Genomic DNA, 16,584 nt, shown 5'->3' on the forward strand with positions numbered 1-16,584 from the left:
CAAGTTTACGCAAAGAACTCTTAGGATCGGGCGCAATTTTTGGGATGTATGGCTAAAAAAGCCCGGTTATGACCAGGCTTCGTCTTTTTTAGTCAGGAACTTATGCACAAATTCCGGGACGACTTCGCTTGCCAGCCCGTAATGTTTCATATCGAATTCGCTTTCTACCTGACTTGGCTCGAGATTCAACTCGACCGCACAGGCTCCACCGATGCGCGCTTCGTGAACAAATCCGGCGGCCGGATAAACATGCCCGGAGGTACCAATCGCCACGAAGAAATCGGCTCTGGCCAGCGCATCATAAATCTTATCCATACCCAGAGGCATTTCACCAAACCAGACAATATGCGGGCGCAGCGGTGCCGGGAACTGACAGCAGTGACAGCGATCGTCAACGCTCAGATCGCCCGGCCAGTCCAGAATCTGCCCGGACTGGGTGCAGCGTACTTTCAATAATTCGCCGTGCATGTGCAGCACGCGCGAACTGCCCGCGCGCTCATGCAGATTGTCGATGTTCTGCGTAACCAGCAGGAAGTTATCCCCGAGTACTTCCTCCAACGTCGCCAGCGCGTAATGCGCGGCATTCGGTTTGAGGTCGTCCTGTTGCAGCTGACGGCGGCGTTCGTTGTAAAAACGCTGCACCAGCTCAGGATCGCGGCGATACCCCTCCGGGGTCGCTACATCTTCCACGCGGTGCTCTTCCCACAGTCCATCGGCGGCCCGGAAAGTACGGATACCTGACTCTGCGGAAATCCCCGCACCGGTCAGTACCACCACAAACGGTTTCTTCAGTGACGCGGCGGCCATAGAATCACGGTGAAAGATATTCGACCGGAAACGCTGGTGACGAATGCGTTTATTTTTCCGAAACCGACACAGACGATGACGTGTGCGCATGACGTGCTCCTTACTCTCTGTGTCTGAATTTAAATACTGTTTTTGAAGATTTGATTACTGACCGCCACTAAGAACCCGGGCCGGATCGATCCGACTTGCACGACGCGCCGGATACCAGCTTGCCAGCAGACTCAACACCAGAGCGGTAAATAATACGCCCGCAACGTCAATCCAGTGAACTTCAGAGGGCAGGAAATCAATGAAATAAATATCACCCGACAGGAATTGATGCCCGGTCAGTTTCTGCAATCCGTTAATGATGTTGGTGAGCTGGAACGCAGCAATGACACCGATGATCACCCCCGTGACGCTGCCCACCAGTCCCGCCAGTAAACCGTACCAGATGAAGACCGCGCGGATAAGCCCGTCTTTCGCACCCAGTGTGCGCAAAATCGCAATATCGCTGCTTTTATCTTTCACCGCCATCACCAGTGTCGACACGATGTTGAAACAGGCGACACCGATAACCAGCACCATCGCCATATACATAATCGCACGTACCATCTGGATGTCGCGGTACATATAGCCGTAAGTACCGATCCAGCTGCTGATATACACGTAAGCCTGCGTTACTTCACCGGCATCGTGCACTAGCTTTTGCGCGGCAAACACATCGTTCACTTTGATATCGATACCGGTGACGCTGGTGCCCATATCCTGATATTGCTGTGCATCCGCCAGCGGTACCATGCCGAGGCTGTGATCAAGCTGACCGCTGAGCTGCAATATACCGGTAACCTGCAAACGGATCCGTTTAGGCTGTAGCAGTTTCATCTCTGGGTCACTGTTAGGGATCATCACCGTCACCCAGTCACCTTGTTTCACACCAACGGCGTCCGCCACGCCTTTACCGAGGATCAGCTGCTGCTCACCGGCTTTAAAATTCTGCCAGGCGTTATTCTGCACAAACTTCGGTGCGGCGCTGACGCGGGGCTCGCTCTGCGGATCCACACCTTTGAGCTGGATGGCACGCAGTTTCGCGCCGTGTTCGATCAGGCCATTGAACTGGATATAAGGCGCGGCAGCCACAATACCCGGCACTTTTTCGACGCGTTCCAGCACACCTTGCCAGTCATTGAAAGGCTGATTTACCGGACGGATTTCACCGTGCGGTACCACCGCGAGCACACGATCTTTCAGTTCACGTTCGAAACCGTTCATCGCGCTCAGACCGACGATCAAAACTGCCACGCCGAGGGCGATACCTAACGTGGAGATCACCGAAATCAGCGACACCATGCCGCTGCGACGACGACCCCGACTGAACCGCAGGCCGATCAGTAAAGAAAACGGAATACCTGACATTACTTCGCTCCCAGCAACATCGAGTCCGGCTGCAATCTGCCATCGCGCATTTCCAGCTGACGGGTCAGGCGGCTTGCCAGTTTGAGGTCGTGAGTCACCACCAGAAACGCCGTGCCCTGACGCACATTCAGTTCACCTAACAATTCAAAAATGCTGTCGGCGTTGCGCTGATCCAGGTTACCGGTCGGTTCATCGGCTAATACCAGTGAAGGATTATTGACCAGCGCACGGGCAATCGCCACACGCTGACGCTCACCGCCGGAAAGTTCGGACGGGCGGTGATTGCTGCGATGTTGCAAACCTACCGCTTCGAGCATGGACAATGCGCGCTCCTGCACTTCGGCAGATTTCTTTTTGCCGATAAGCAACGGCATGGCGACGTTTTCCAGCGCGGTGAAATCGGGCAGCAGATGGTGAAACTGATAGATAAAGCCCAGCTCACGGTTACGCAATTCTGATTTCGCAGAAGAAGACATCGCATTCAGCGACTGGCCTTTAAAAATGACTTCGCCGGAGGTTGGAGAATCCAGCCCGCCCAACAAATGTAATAGTGTGCTTTTACCGGAACCGGAGGTCCCGACGATCGCCATCATCTCACCCGGCTGCATGTTGAAAGTCACGTCACGCAGCACATCGGTGTGCATTTTCCCTTCCTGATAAGTCTTACAGAGGTTGTCACACTGCAATAATAACGAATTACTCATAACGTAAAGCCTCTGCGGGGTGGGTGGCAGCAGCGCGCCAGGAAGGATACAGCGTTGATAATAAAGCAATGATCATAGCGACCAGCGCAATGACCACTACCTGAACCGGTTCAATATCGACCGGCAGCGACGCGCCATCGAGCATCAGCCCGAGAGCAGGCATAATATTGTTGAGTTGCGTGGCAAGTACCACGCCGAGCACCGCACCGAGTAACGCGCCAATGACGCCGGCGCTGGCGCCCTGCACCATAAACACCGCCATGATCTGGCGACGGCTGAGCCCCTGCGTTTGCAAGATAGCCACTTCGCCCTGTTTCTCCATCACCAGCAGCCCCAGCGACGTAATAATATTAAACGCGGCGACCGCCACGATCAGACTCAGCAGCAGCCCCATCATGTTTTTCTCCATGCGCACCGCCTGGAACAGTTCGCCGCGACGCTCGCGCCAGTCTTTCCAGCTGGTGCCTTCCGGCAGTTTCTGCGTGCTCAGGCTGTCAACGTCCAGCGGTTGGTCGAGGAATAAACGCCAGCCGGTCACGTTGCCTTTCGGATAGAGCATCAGGCGCGACGCATCCTGAATGTTAACCAGCATCTGATAGCCATCGACTTCACTGTTCGCGGAAAACGTGCCGATAACGTTAAACAGGCGCTGGCTCGGCACTCGCCCAACAGGCGTGAACTGGCTGACGCTGGTGACCATCAGACGCAGCTGATCGCCACGGCGCACCTTCAGCTGTTGCGCCAGCTGATCGCCGAGAATGACGTTATATTTGCCAGGTTGCAGTTCCTGTTGCGCCACGCCAATCATGTATTTCGCCAGCGGATCGTGGTCTGCGGGATCAACGCCGAGCATCACGCCCACCGCCACGCTGCCGGGGCTTTGCAGCACCACGTCACCGGTGGTCACCGGCACGGCGCGGTTTACACTTTTTAGCGCAGTAATCTGCTCGTGAGTAATTTTTTGAGGGTCCAGTGATCCGGCCGGTGTGGTGATCAACGCCTGAGGCATCAGACCCAGAATGTTACCTTCCAGATCCTTCTCAAATCCGTTCATGACCGACAGCACTGTAACCAGCGCCATCACCCCGAGGGTGATACCAATGGTGGATAACCAGGAGACAAACCGCCCAAAGCGGTCCGAACCACGCCCGCGCATGTAGCGCAGGCCTATGAATAACGCGACAGGTTGATACATGACTTCCGTTTTAAGTGCTTGGCCGCAAATAAGTGCATGGCGCAGACTAAAGTGATCAAGGATAATAAAGGCTAGCACCGCTTTATGGAACCATTAACCCAAAGTAATCGGTTTAACCCCGGGGCTCTTTTGTCCTTTTTTATTGCAAAGCCGGGTTGACCCCGATTGTCTGCGCATCGCAAGATACGGTCTGCTAATTGGCCACCCGCTGCCGCCAAACGAGAACGCAAAACAGCCTATGTCTCAAGATTATCGTTATTCATTGCCTGAACGCCCCGGCGACACCCGTCTTTTAGGGCAGCTTACCGGTTCTGCCTGTGCCCTGGAATGCGCCCAAATCAGTGAACGCCATTCGGGCCCGGTCATGCTGATTGCACCGGATATGCAAAATGCTCTGCGTCTGCGCGATGAAATTCAACAGTTTACCGATCATAAAGTGCTGAGCATTTCGGACTGGGAAACGCTGCCGTACGACAGTTTTTCGCCGCATCAGGAAATCATTTCTTCTCGCCTTTCCAGCCTTTATCAACTTCCCACGATGGAACGCGGCATCATTATTCTGCCGGTGAATACGTTGATGCAGCGTGTCTGCCCGCATGAGTTTTTGCACGGCCATGCGCTGGTGATGAAAAAAGGTCAGCAACTGTCGCGCGACAAACTGCGCGCCCAGCTGGAACAGGCCGGTTACCGAAGCGTCGATCAGGTGATGGAACACGGTGAGTTTGCCACCCGTGGTGCCCTGCTCGACCTGTATCCGATGGGCAGTGACGAACCCTTCCGCATCGATTTCTTCGACGATGAAATCGACAGCCTGCGCACCTTTGACGTTGATACACAGCGCACGCTGAGCGAAGTGGATCACATCAATTTGCTGCCCGCGCACGAATTCCCGACCGACAAAAACGCGATTGAACTGTTCCGCAGCCAGTGGCGGGAGAAGTTTGAAGTCCGCCGCGATGCTGAACATGTTTATCAGCAGGTCAGTAAAGGGACGTTCCCGGCCGGGATCGAATACTGGCAGCCGCTGTTTTTCAGTCAGCCGCTGACCACGCTGTTTAGTTATCTGCCAAAAAATACGCTGGTGCTCAATACCGGCGATCTGGAAACCGCCGCCGAACGTTTCTGGCAGGATGCCACCCAGCGCTATGAAAGCCGCCGCGTGGATCCGATGCGCCCGCTGCTCGAGCCGGAAAACCTGTGGCTGCGCGTCGATACGCTGTTCGCTGAGCTTAAGGCCTGGCCGCGCGTCCAGTTGCGCACCGATTCGCTGCCGAAGAAGGCGGCAAACACCAATCTCAGCTACGAAACATTGCCGGATCTCAGCGTTCAGCCGCAAAACAAAGCCCCGATGGATAACCTGCGCCGCTTTAACGAATCCTTTGCCGGTAGTCTGGTGTTCTCGGTCGAAAGTGAAGGTCGTCGTGAAACGTTGCAGGATTTACTGGCACGCATCAAGCTAATGCCGACGCTGATTACCCGCATCGAAGAAGCTGAGTTCGCCGGGCGTTACATCATGATCGGCGCCTGTGAGCGCGGATTTCTCGATACCGATAAACAACTGGCGCTGATTTGCGAAAGCGATCTGCTGGGTGAGCGCGTGGCGCGCCGCCGTCAGGACAGCCGCCGCACTATTAATACCGACACGCTGATCCGTAACCTCGCTGAACTGCGCCCCGGCCAGCCGGTGGTTCACGTCGAACACGGCGTTGGCCGCTATCTCGGCCTGACCACGCTTGAGGCCGGTGGAATCAAAGCCGAATACCTTATCCTGACCTACGCCGGCGAAGACAAGCTTTATGTGCCGGTGTCGTCGCTGCATCTGATCAGTCGCTACGCCGGTGGCGCAGACGACAGCGCGCCGTTGCACAAACTCGGCGGTGAGGCGTGGTCGAAAGCCCGTCAGAAAGCCGCCGAGAAAGTTCGCGACGTGGCCGCTGAGCTGCTGGATATTTATGCCCAGCGCGAAGCCAAAACCGGCTTTGCGTTTAAGCATGATAAAGAGCAATACCAGCTGTTCTGTCAGGCTTTCCCATTTGAAACCACGCCGGATCAGGCGCAGGCCATCAATGCAGTACTGACTGACATGACACAACCGCTGGCGATGGACAGGCTGGTATGTGGCGACGTAGGCTTCGGTAAAACCGAAGTGGCGATGCGCGCCGCGTTCCTCGCCGTCGCCAACAATAAACAGGTGGCGGTTCTGGTGCCAACCACCTTGCTGGCTCAGCAGCACTTCGACAATTTCCGTGACCGCTTTGCCAGCTGGCCGGTGCGCATCGAAATGATGTCGCGTTTTCGCAGCGCCAAAGAGCAACAGGCGGTGATCGAAGAAGCGGTTGAAGGCAAAGTCGATATTATTATCGGCACACATAAACTGCTGCAAAGTGACCTGCGCTGGAAAGATCTCGGCCTGCTTATCGTCGATGAGGAGCACCGCTTCGGCGTACGTCACAAAGAACGCATTAAAGCGATGCGCGCCGACGTGGATATCCTGACCCTGACCGCCACACCAATCCCGCGTACGCTCAATATGGCGATGAGCGGCATGCGCGACCTGTCGATTATCGCCACGCCGCCCGCTCGCCGCATGGCGGTCAAAACCTTCGTCCGCGAATACGACAGTCTGGTCGTCCGTGAGGCTATCCTGCGTGAAATTTTGCGCGGCGGGCAGGTTTATTACTTATTTAATGATGTTGAAAATATCGAGAAGGCCACGCAGCGTCTGGCCGAGCTGGTACCGGAGGCGCGTATTGCCATCGGTCACGGTCAGATGCGCGAACGCGATCTGGAACGGGTGATGAACGATTTCCACCACCAGCGCTTCAACGTGCTGGTGTGTACCACCATCATCGAAACCGGTATCGACATTCCGACGGCCAATACCATTATCATTGAGCGCGCCGATCACTTCGGTCTGGCGCAGCTGCACCAGTTGCGTGGACGCGTCGGGCGTTCGCATCATCAGGCTTATGCTTATCTGCTGACGCCGCCGCCGAAAGCCATGTCCGTCGATGCCCACAAACGCCTCGAAGCCATCGCTTCTCTTGAAGATCTGGGTGCCGGTTTTGCGCTGGCGACGCACGACCTCGAGATCCGTGGCGCGGGCGAACTTCTGGGCGAAGGCCAGAGTGGACAGATGACCAGTATCGGTTTCACGCTGTATATGGAACTGCTGGAAAACGCCGTCGAAGCGCTGAAAGAAGGCCGCGAACCATCGCTGGAAGATCTCACCACCAGTCAGACCGAAGTCGAAATGCGCATGCCCGCCCTGTTGCCGGAAGAATTCATTCCTGACGTCAATACGCGCCTGTCGCTGTATAAACGTATCGCCAGTGCAAAAAGCGAAAATGAACTGGACGAACTGCGCGTCGAGCTAATCGACCGCTTCGGTTCTCTGCCGGACGGTGCGCGTAATCTGATTCAGATTGCGGTGCTGCGGCTTAAGGCGAAAGATCTGGGTATCAAGCGCATTGAGGGCAACGAGCGCGGCGGCTTTATCGAATTCGGCGATAAAAACCGTGTCGATCCGGGACACCTGATTGGTTTACTGCAAAAACAGCCGCAGGTTTACCGTCTCGACGGGCCGACCAAGCTCAAATTCACGCTCGACCTGACCGATCGGCCAAAACGTCTGAAGTTTGTCAGCGATATGCTGGCAGATTTTGCAGAGCATTTGTTCTGAGGTTGTAAGCTGATCTGAAGTTGTAAGCGCTTAAAACAAAAGCCCGGTGAATTCATTGGATTGCACCGGGCTTTTTTACATCGTGCTTTCACTGAAACGATTATTTACGCAGTGCTTTCACCTGTTCAGGGGTGATATCTCCCGGCAGGCCGCCGAAGGTAACGCGCAGATAGTTCACCATTTCAGCGATTTGCGCATCGTTCAGTCGATCAGCAAAGCCTGGCATCGACTGCATACTTTCACCCTTTGGGAATTCCTGTGCAGGTAAGCCATCGAGTACCGAGACGATGAGATTACGGCCATCGGGCTGGCGCAACGTGGCATTGTTTTGCATCGCCACGGCAACGTGCGGTTTCCCGGAGCCGTCGGCCATATGACAACCAGAACACTGATCCAGATAAGTGATCCGCCCCGCATCGCTTGCGCCCTGCGCGATTTTTACCGGCACAGCAACTGGCGGTTTATCACCCAGCAGATAGGTAACGATGGCACGGTGGTCGTCGTCGGTCAGATGACGGGTACTGAGATCAATAACTTTATGCATCTCATCAAACGCGGAGCCCTGCGGCGCAAAACCGGTGGCGAGAAAACGGCTGAGATCAGCCGGGTTCCAGCCGCGCTGCGCCAGCGCCTGTGGGGAAATGTCCGGCGCGGTGATGCGCCCCAGCGTTCCGCCTTTCAGGTTGTTATCGGTATCCATTTGCCCCAGCTTGCCGCGCGGCGTATGACATTCGCCGCAGTGGCCGAGCACGTCCGTCAGATACTGCCCGCGCTGCCAGTCGGCAGAATTTCCCTGCGAGCTGGCGGGCATCGGTTCGGCGTTGCGGAATAACAGATTCCAGCCGATCATCGCCATGCGTTGGTTGAATGGGAACGGCATCTCGTTTTCCGGCACCGGTTGATTCACCGCCGGGCGGGTCATCAGAAACGCGTACATATCGTCAGAATCTTTCCGCGCCACACCTTTATAGGAGGTGTACGGCATCGCCGGATACAGGTGACGTCCGCCCGGAGCCACACCCTGGGTCAGCGCCAGATAGAAATCATCCGACGTCCAGCGACCGATGCCGTCGTCGGCGGAAGGCGTAAGGTTGCTGCCAAAGATTTTGCCGAAGGGTGTTTCCAGCGGATAACCACCCGCCAGTGGTGCACCGCCAGACGCGGTGTGGCACGCGGCGCAGTCAGATGCCTGTACCAGATAACGGCCCCGCTCAATCTGTGCGCTATCCGCCGTGACTTTCTGTACCGGTGCGTTCAGCGGGCTGTTTTCCCGCCACCACAGCACGGCAATAATGATGATGATCACCACTACCAGCGCGAGGAAAAGACGTTTTATCATCACGCGTGCTCCCTGATCAGACCCGGCGTTTTCATCACCACGTCACGCACCGCTTCGTAATAACGAACGTAACCGGTGCAGCGGCAGATGTGATTCTCCAGCGCGCCTTCGATCGCACTTTCCAGATCGGCAAGCGCGATCGGATGTTTTTCCAGCCGCTCAAGCAGCAGCGTTGCAGCATTCACAAAGCCCGGTGTGCAGTAACCGCACTGGAAGCTGTAATGCTCCATAAACGCCTGTTGCACCGGTGACAGCGTGACTTCACCTTTGTCATCGGTTTTGGCGTGGCCTTCAACGGTGCGCACCTTTTTACCGTTGAAAAAATGTGCGCCGGTGATGCAGGTGCGCACTTCTTCGCTGGTGCCACTGTCGTTATCGACAATTGCCACGCAGGCGTGACAGATGCCCTGCCCGCAACCGAGGCGTGAACCGGTCAGCGCCACGTATTCGTGTAGGAAATCGATCATCATCAGACCTTCGGGAACGTCCAGCGGGCCGTAATGTTGATTATTGATGGTCAGCTCTAACGGCTGTGTTTTGATGCTCATTGTAAAACCTCACGAATATTTTCAGCACGGACGGGCAAATCACGGAAACGGTGGCCGGTAGCATGGGCAATGGCGTTCACCAGCGCAGCGACGACCGGGATCATCACCACTTCGGCCATGCCTTTCGGCGGATCGGTTTCCGACAACGCTGGCAGGATTTCGCTGGTCTGTTTCCAGACCGCCACATCACTGGCGCGTGGCAGGTGGTAACGGTTGAAGTTCCAGGTACCGTTACCCGGCCCGTCTTCGTACAGCGGTAAATATTCATGCAATGCGTGACCGATGCCCATCGCCAGCCCGCCCTGTAACTGTCCGGAGACCAGTTCAGGCACGATCAGATTGCCGCACTCCATAATCGAATGGTGTGTGAGTAATTCGACGTTACCGGTGGCGATATCCACCGCGATTTCGGCCAGCGTACCGACCGCGCTGTAGTAGGTCACAGACGCGTTATTACGCTGCGTCGGCGGGTAATAGACCGCGTCACGCGCCAATGTCTGGTACTCACCCGCGCCGGTGCGCACTGACATACCGTCAACCGGCACGCGCTGACGCACGTTGTTGAGCGTGAAATCGGCTTCCGCCCACTGCCAGCGGTTGAAGACGTGAACCGCCGCGCCGGTCAGTCCCTGCATCTCGTAAGCTTTTTTCGCCAGCGTCTCAAGGCTGAGGATCTGCATGCCGTTGGCCGTCAGGCCGCCTTCCACCCAGCGGGCATCTTCCTTGCGCACGATGTATGGCGCAGCCTGTCCGCCGCCAATGCCGGTTTGCCAGATAGCCATCGCCGCCGGCCACAGGCCGTGATCGAAAACCAGACGCGCTGCTTCGCGGGTGCTGTGAGAAAAGTAATAGGCGGAGTTACTGGCACTCGACGGCGAGCAATAGGACGGCGACCAGCGCGGATTTTTTTGCAGCTTGTCCTGCTCTTCCTGCGACATAATGTACGGATCGCCGCTGGTTTCCACCGGCAGCACGGACCAGTCGGTCACTGAGAAATGTGCCTGCTCCGCCGGCTTGCCCAGCCATTCGGCGCACAGCACAGACTGCGACGTAGACATGCCCGTCCCCATTTCCGCACCGCTGTGCCACAGGCTTATCTGCCCGTTTTCGCTGATTTCGACGCGGGCGAATGACGTTTCCGCACCAGTACCGAAATCTTTCTGCACGCAGCCAAACCCGACGCCGTAACGTTTACCCGGATTCTGGCTTTCATAGGCGGCCTTGCGTTTTTCACGCTCCGTCCACAACGGATGGACGGCGGCTTTTTCCAGCACTTCATCCGCACGAATCGCACCTGCCGGAATCGCCCCTTGGGTATTTTTCATACCAGATTTCAAAACGTTGCGCATCCGGAAGGCAATCGGATCCAGCTTCAGTTCGGCGGCCAGTTCATCCATCATCATTTCGGTGGCGGCCATGCTTTGCAGCGTGCCGTAACCCCTGGCGGAACCGGCATCCAGCGCACGGGACGCCAGCCCGACTGCGGATAAATCACTTTTAGGGAAGTAGTAAATCGACTGCGCAGCGGTTGCGCCAACCATCACCACCGACGGCGTAAAGTTGCTGCGCCCGCCACCGTCTGCGGTCATCGCCGCATGGAATGACTGCAACTTCCCGGTTTCACGGTTCACCGCAATGTCGTAGTTCATATCAAACGCGTGTCGTTTGAGGGAGGACTGGAACTGCTCGAAGCGGTCATTCGCCAGACGCACCGGCGTGCCGTCACCGTACATGGCCGCCACCGCGCCGTAATAAGGGAAGTTATAGTGATCTTTCGACCCGTAACCGACGGTGTAGCAAGGATGCATAATCAGCGTTTTCACCGTGCGGTGGGCTTTGGCCATCATGCGCGGCATTTCATCTGCGACTTCCTGCGGTGACTGCGTCGGCACCACCATATGCAGCGTTTGCGTGGCGGCGTCATACCAGCCGTTGGCGTTATCGGGTTCAAGCGCCGAGGTATCGACAGATTGCGTGGTGAAACGGCGCGACATCACCAGCCAGTCCTGCGGTGGTGATTTCATTTCATCTGCCATTTCACCGGCGTAGAACATGCCCTGCTCATCAAGCTTGCCGCCTTCGCGCCCTTCCGGCCAGACCGGCAGATGTTTGCGCATACCTGTCGGGAACACCGGCATATCTTTGAGGCTGGAGAAACGGTCGTCTTCAAATGCAGTCTCACCACCCACGCGCACAAAGCGGAATGTCCCCCACGGATCGCGTTCCAGCGGGCCGGTTTTCTCGCCGTAGCGCACTACATTGTCTTTAAATTTCAGTGCATTTTTCGCAAATCGGAATTTAGCGAAATCCTGATATACCAGAATGGCTACGGCCTGTCCGAGATAAGCCGGTGTTTTACCTTCGGGCAATAGCATGTCTTCGCCGTAAAACGCCGGGAATGCCAGACCGTCCCGCGCCAGCACGTCGGCGGTTACCAGTTGATCAGGTTGCAGATCTTCACCGAGCAGCGATAAATCCAGCCCAGCATAAGTTCTGTCCGCCTGCGTCACGCGCAGGATAAAAGCGTGCGCCTGTTTTTGCGGCCAGTGCGGCATATCTTTGGCACGGATATCGCGGGCAAACACTTTCTGCCCCATGACTTTGGCCTTTCCGTCAATACGGAAACGGACGCGTTTATTTTGTGCATCCCACTGCGGTGATTGCAGAATCTTTTCTTCGAAGAGTGCCGCATAAGCACGACTGTGCAGCGGCGCGAGATAAACTGAGACACCAGCGATCACTGCGCCTTTCACAAAGCGCCGCCTGGACGGGTTGAAGTTGCTCATAAATTTCCTTGCTTCTTATTGTCTTTCTTATAATTCGGCACATTTACAATCTGTTATAAATCCTGCAAATACCGTTTAACGCGGGCGATTATAGTTAGTTGGGGCGCGATAAGTCATGACAGAAAACACATTTTTAATATTTCGTTCACAATATTGCGCAAAATAGTGGGATAATAAATTTTGTTGCGCAAACAATATACAAAAGGGATCAGAGCAAGATGGCAGGTATTATTCTCCTCGCTGCGGGGCTGGGGAGCCGGTTTATCGCCGCGGGTGGCGAAGGAAACAAGCTGAATGTAACACTGTCGGAAACAGCAGAAAATTCTGCCAGCATGTTTGACGTTACACTCGGTCATGCGCTGGATAGCGGGCTGCCGGTGCACGTTGTCACGCGCGCCGACAACCTGCAGGTCCAGGCCAGCTGCCGCCGTGCAGGAGTGCCTTTTACGCTGACGGAAAGCACAGGCACCGGTGGTTCCATTGCCGCAGGCGTGCGCGATACGCAGGAGTGGGACGGCTGGCTTGTCCATCTCGCCGATATGCCGTTCATCACACCGAACATTTTTGCCACCGTGGCTGATACCCTGCATCTCAAACCGGTGGTGCGCCCTTTCTGGCAGAATGAGCCGGGACACCCGGTCGGTTTTTCCCGTGAAATGGGCGACAAGCTGTTGCAGCTGCGCGGCGATCATGATGCCCGCGAGCTTATCCGCAGCCATGACCTGCTGCGCATAGATTTTAATACGCCCGCCGTTATCACAGACATCGATCTGCCGGAGCAACTCTCCCCTCAGGCCTTGAACGGAACTCTCCATGCAGCATCTTGATAATCAAGTTATTTCTCAGGCGCGGGAATGGCTGGCACAGCAGCCCGTGTGGCTGTGTACGGTGCTGACCACCTACGGTTCTTCCCCGCGCGCGCCGGGCGCACTGATGGTCGCCACCGCGGATAGCCGCTATTGTGGATCGCTCTCCGGCGGCTGTGTCGAGGAAGATTTTTTACAGCGGATAGCCGCCGGTTATTATCAGCAAGCCAGCCAGATTGTGCGCTACGGAGACGGCGGTTTAACGCCTAACATTGCGCTGCCCTGTGGTGGCTCGCTGGATATCCTGATCGAATATCTGCCCGCCACGCAGGGTAATCTGGAATATTTGCAACGCATGGGTATGGCGCTGGCCGGGCATTATGCGCTGGATAAATCGCTCACCCTGCCCGCTGCCTGTGATCATCTGGCGCTGACGGAATATCACAGCGCAACGCAGGTGATACGTAATGGCGACAGCGTGCACCTGCATCTGGCCGCGCCGCCGCGTTTACTGATTGCCGGACTGTCGAGCGTTGCGCTGTATTGCGCCGACTTTGCCTGTGCGCTGGGTTTTGAAGTGGTGGTATGTGAATGCCGTGAAGACGTGCTGGAAAACTTCCTGCCGTTACTGAAAGTGGAAATTCAGCTGGAGAAAGTGTTTCCGGCGAAGTATCTCGAACGTGAGGGGTGTCACGCCAATACGGCGATTGTGGCGCTCACCCACGATCCGCGCATGGACGACCTGACGCTGATGGAGGCGGTGAATACGCCTGCGTTTTACATCGGCGCAATGGGTTCACAGCGTAACAGCGCACGACGTCGGGAACGCTTACAAACTATCGCCGATTTCTCAGCCGATGATTTCGCTCGTCTTCATGCGCCGGTCGGTTTATCCATCGGCAGCAAAACGCCGGCAGAAATTGCGCTGGCGGTGATGGCCGACATCGTTAGGCACAAAAACGGCGTTACGGCACACTGCGCGGCGGCCTGACGCTGAAATGCGCACATAAAAAAGCCTGAGGTTTACGCCTCAGGCTTTTTCGTTTGCGACTTACCGTGAGATTATGAACGGGTAAGTTGCAACTGGCCGCTTTTATCCAGCGGTATTTGCGTGCCCGGATCGTGATCCATACGCACTTTGCCCTGCTGATCGCCTATTTTGTAGGTCACATCGTAGCCAAGCATTTTGTCTTCTTTGTCATACACAGTTTTACAGCGCTGCTGCTGTGTGGTGTAAGTGTCATTATCCTGCATGCTGCTCTGTACCCGGTTACCCGCATAACCACCGCCCAGTGCACCGGCAACCGTCGCGACATCACGACCGCGTCCGCCACCGAACTGATGACCCAGTACACCACCCGCTACGGCACCCAGAACGGAACCGGCGATCTGATGCTCATCCTGTACAGGACGGCGGTGAGTCACGGTCACATTACGGCATTCCTGACGTGGCGTTTTGGTGGTCTCTTTGATTGGCGTCGCGCTGACAACCTGCGCGTATTGCGGTTCAGATGAAAAGACATTCATGCTCGCCACACCGGCAATGCCTAATGCCGCAGCCACACCAATACCGACCCCAGCTAACATTGACTTGTTCACAGGACTTCCTCCGAAAATGTTACCACGCATATTGCGCCTTACTCAGGGCACATGCCTCAGTGGGAAACTTCACATCCTGAGGTTCGGCGTGCGTGAATCGCCAGCTATGAACTTGTTAAAGTTTGTACTCAGAAGCGTTAAGGAACAATAAGACGAAGTCTGTAAGTGCAGGAATTGCGGGTGTAACGAGGTGTTTCGGAGCATTCTTAACGGACAAACCCGGGCTTTAAGTGTCTGCGATCGCCTGAATAGAAAAAAGCCTGTAGTAAACAGGCTTTTAGAATAGAAACTATTGTGAAACGATTCAGCCGGCAAAGAAATAACTCAGCCAGTTCGTATCAGTGAAGCTTCAGACGCGGACGGATCACCCGGTTGATTCCGCCAACCAGCATCATCAGACCGGTTTTCATGTAACCATGCAGCGCAATTTGATGCATACGGTACAAAGAAACGTAAACCAGTCGAGCCAGACGCCCTTCCACCATCATTGACCCACGCATCAGGTTACCCATCAGGCTGCCGACGGTGCTAAAGCGTGACAGAGACACCAGTGAACCATGGTCTTTATAGACGTAAGGTTTCAGGCTCTGCCCTTTGCGCTGCGCCATGATATTGGCGAAGCAGCGGGACGCCATCTGGTGCGCGGACTGCGCGCGTGGCGGAACGAAACCACCGGACGGCTGCGGGCAGGATGCACAGTCTCCAATCGCGTAGATATTTGGATCGCGCGTGGTTTGCAACGTGGGCTCAACGACCAGCTGATTGATGCGGTTAGTTTCAAGACCGGCGATGTCTTTCATGAAGTCAGGCGCTTTGATACCCGCTGCCCATACCATCAGGTCGGCATCAATAAATTCGCCGGACTTGGTGTTCAGACCTTTTTTATCGGCACTGGTCACCATGGTTTGCGTCAGAACACGCACGCCGAGCTTGGTCAGTTCCTGATGGGCGGCCGCAGAAATACGCGGTGGTAAAGCAGGCAGAATACGTTCACCGGCTTCCACCAGCGTAACGTTCAGCGCTTCGCTGTCCAGCCCTTTGAATCCGTAACTGTGCAGCTGCTTCACCGCGTTATGCAGTTCTGCAGAAAGCTCTACGCCGGTGGCGCCGCCGCCGACAATCGCGATGTTCACTTTCTTCTGTTTGTCCGCACTGGCGGAGAATTTAAGGAACAAGTTCAGCATTTCGTTATGGAAACGGTGCGCCTGATGCGGGTTATCGAGGAAGATACAGTTGTCTTTTACGCCCGGCGTCCCGAAGTCATTAGACGTACTACCCAGCGCCATAACCAGCTGGTCATAGGCAATATCGCGCACCGGCACCAGCATTTCGCCGTTTTCATCACGGATTTCAGCCAGTTTGATGGTCTGATTTTCACGATCAATATCAGTCAGTGAACCGATCTGGAAAGTGAAACCGTGGTTGCGGGCATGTGCCAGATAGCTCAGTGCATCCACGCCGTCATCCAGGCTGCCTGTCGCCACTTCGTGCAACAGTGGTTTCCATAAATGGCTGTGATTACGGTCGACCAGAATGATCTCCGCTTTCTTTTTCCGGCCAAGCTTATGTCCGAGGCTGGTTGCCAGCTCCAGTCCGCCAGCGCCGCCGCCAATTATCACAATTTTCTTGATTGGTGATGTCAAAATGACCCCCTAAATGTGAACCAATTGTTATATAAGAGTTAAAAAATAATCCTTATATTACATAGGGTTGCTTAAGTTAA

At 55.5% G+C, this 16,584-nt stretch carries 12 protein-coding genes; 3 read left to right on the forward strand and 9 right to left on the reverse strand.

Features of this window, described 5'->3' with window-relative positions; translation table 11 throughout:
• Positions 1-66 precede the first annotated feature (66 nt).
• Genes cobB through lolC form a run of 4 tightly spaced genes read right to left on the reverse strand, consistent with a single transcriptional unit; the run spans position 67 to position 4,101 of the window.
• Positions 67-897 carry an NAD-dependent protein deacylase gene (gene cobB / locus GE278_13435; GenBank protein ID QLK61717.1) on the reverse strand — a complete coding sequence of 277 codons (831 nt, stop codon included), beginning with the start codon at positions 895-897 and terminating at the stop codon, positions 67-69.
• A 54-nt stretch (positions 898-951) separates the two neighbouring features.
• The gene (gene lolE / locus GE278_13440) at positions 952-2,202 is read right to left on the reverse strand and encodes a lipoprotein-releasing ABC transporter permease subunit LolE (GenBank protein ID QLK61718.1); all 1,251 of its coding nucleotides are present in this window, start codon (positions 2,200-2,202) and stop codon (positions 952-954) included.
• Positions 2,202-2,906, reverse strand: a complete 705-nt coding sequence (gene lolD, locus GE278_13445) for a lipoprotein-releasing ABC transporter ATP-binding protein LolD (GenBank protein ID QLK61719.1) — start codon at positions 2,904-2,906, stop codon at positions 2,202-2,204. The genes lolE and lolD overlap by 1 nt, the downstream gene beginning before the upstream one ends.
• Positions 2,899-4,101 (reverse strand): lipoprotein-releasing ABC transporter permease subunit LolC, encoded by a 1,203-nt coding sequence (lolC, locus tag GE278_13450; GenBank protein QLK61720.1) that lies wholly within the window; start codon positions 4,099-4,101, stop codon positions 2,899-2,901. Before lolC ends, lolD begins: the two co-directional genes overlap by 8 nt.
• Positions 4,102-4,339: 238 nt before the next feature.
• Between lolC and GE278_13455 the strand changes: the two genes are divergently transcribed.
• Positions 4,340-7,783, forward strand: coding sequence for a transcription-repair coupling factor (locus GE278_13455; GenBank protein ID QLK61721.1), 3,444 nt, complete (start codon positions 4,340-4,342; stop codon positions 7,781-7,783).
• Positions 7,784-7,883: 100 nt separating this feature from the next.
• Here GE278_13455 and GE278_13460 read toward each other — a convergent pair whose 3' ends face one another.
• The 3 genes from GE278_13460 to GE278_13470 are packed head-to-tail and all read right to left on the reverse strand — an operon-like array spanning position 7,884 to position 12,456.
• Positions 7,884-9,122, reverse strand: coding sequence for a c-type cytochrome (locus GE278_13460; protein ID QLK61722.1), 1,239 nt, complete (start codon positions 9,120-9,122; stop codon positions 7,884-7,886).
• The gene (locus tag GE278_13465; GenBank protein ID QLK61723.1) at positions 9,122-9,670 is read right to left on the reverse strand and encodes a (2Fe-2S)-binding protein; all 549 of its coding nucleotides are present in this window, start codon (positions 9,668-9,670) and stop codon (positions 9,122-9,124) included. The genes GE278_13460 and GE278_13465 overlap by 1 nt, the downstream gene beginning before the upstream one ends.
• On the reverse strand, positions 9,667-12,456 hold the full coding sequence (locus tag GE278_13470; GenBank protein ID QLK61724.1) for a molybdopterin-dependent oxidoreductase: 2,790 nt from the start codon (positions 12,454-12,456) through the stop codon (positions 9,667-9,669). Before GE278_13470 ends, GE278_13465 begins: the two co-directional genes overlap by 4 nt.
• A 218-nt stretch (positions 12,457-12,674) precedes the next feature.
• Between GE278_13470 and GE278_13475 the strand changes: the two genes are divergently transcribed.
• A complete protein-coding gene (locus GE278_13475) occupies positions 12,675-13,283 on the forward strand; it encodes an NTP transferase domain-containing protein (GenBank protein ID QLK61725.1) in 609 nt (202 codons plus the stop codon).
• Positions 13,270-14,253, forward strand: a complete 984-nt coding sequence (locus GE278_13480; GenBank protein QLK61726.1) for an XdhC family protein — start codon at positions 13,270-13,272, stop codon at positions 14,251-14,253. Before GE278_13475 ends, GE278_13480 begins: the two co-directional genes overlap by 14 nt.
• 71 nt (positions 14,254-14,324) lie before the next feature.
• Here GE278_13480 and GE278_13485 read toward each other — a convergent pair whose 3' ends face one another.
• Positions 14,325-14,861 carry a glycine zipper 2TM domain-containing protein gene (locus GE278_13485; GenBank protein ID QLK61727.1) on the reverse strand — a complete coding sequence of 179 codons (537 nt, stop codon included), beginning with the start codon at positions 14,859-14,861 and terminating at the stop codon, positions 14,325-14,327.
• Positions 14,862-15,199: 338 nt separating this feature from the next.
• Positions 15,200-16,504: an FAD-dependent oxidoreductase gene (locus GE278_13490; protein QLK61728.1), complete on the reverse strand. Its 1,305-nt coding sequence runs from the start codon at positions 16,502-16,504 to the stop codon at positions 15,200-15,202.
• Between the last annotated feature and the right edge of the window lie 80 nt (positions 16,505-16,584).

Source organism: Enterobacteriaceae bacterium Kacie_13 (genome assembly GCA_013457415.1).
Classification (GTDB): domain Bacteria; phylum Pseudomonadota; class Gammaproteobacteria; order Enterobacterales; family Enterobacteriaceae; genus Rahnella.

Excerpts from the sequence above, each read along its gene's own strand:
- lolD (QLK61719.1), bottom strand. The coding sequence starts at position 2,906 with ATGAGTAATTCGTTATTATTGCAGTGTGACAACCTCTGTAAGACTTAT.
- GE278_13480 (QLK61726.1), top strand. The coding sequence starts at position 13,270 with ATGCAGCATCTTGATAATCAAGTTATTTCTCAGGCGCGGGAATGGCTG.
- lolE (QLK61718.1), bottom strand. The coding sequence starts at position 2,202 with ATGTCAGGTATTCCGTTTTCTTTACTGATCGGCCTGCGGTTCAGTCGG.
- lolC (QLK61720.1), bottom strand. The coding sequence starts at position 4,101 with ATGTATCAACCTGTCGCGTTATTCATAGGCCTGCGCTACATGCGCGGG.
- GE278_13465 (QLK61723.1), bottom strand. The coding sequence starts at position 9,670 with ATGAGCATCAAAACACAGCCGTTAGAGCTGACCATCAATAATCAACAT.
- GE278_13475 (QLK61725.1), top strand. The coding sequence starts at position 12,675 with ATGGCAGGTATTATTCTCCTCGCTGCGGGGCTGGGGAGCCGGTTTATC.
- GE278_13470 (QLK61724.1), bottom strand. The coding sequence starts at position 12,456 with ATGAGCAACTTCAACCCGTCCAGGCGGCGCTTTGTGAAAGGCGCAGTG.
- GE278_13455 (QLK61721.1), top strand. The coding sequence starts at position 4,340 with ATGTCTCAAGATTATCGTTATTCATTGCCTGAACGCCCCGGCGACACC.
- GE278_13460 (QLK61722.1), bottom strand. The coding sequence starts at position 9,122 with ATGATAAAACGTCTTTTCCTCGCGCTGGTAGTGGTGATCATCATCATT.
- cobB (QLK61717.1), bottom strand. The coding sequence starts at position 897 with ATGCGCACACGTCATCGTCTGTGTCGGTTTCGGAAAAATAAACGCATT.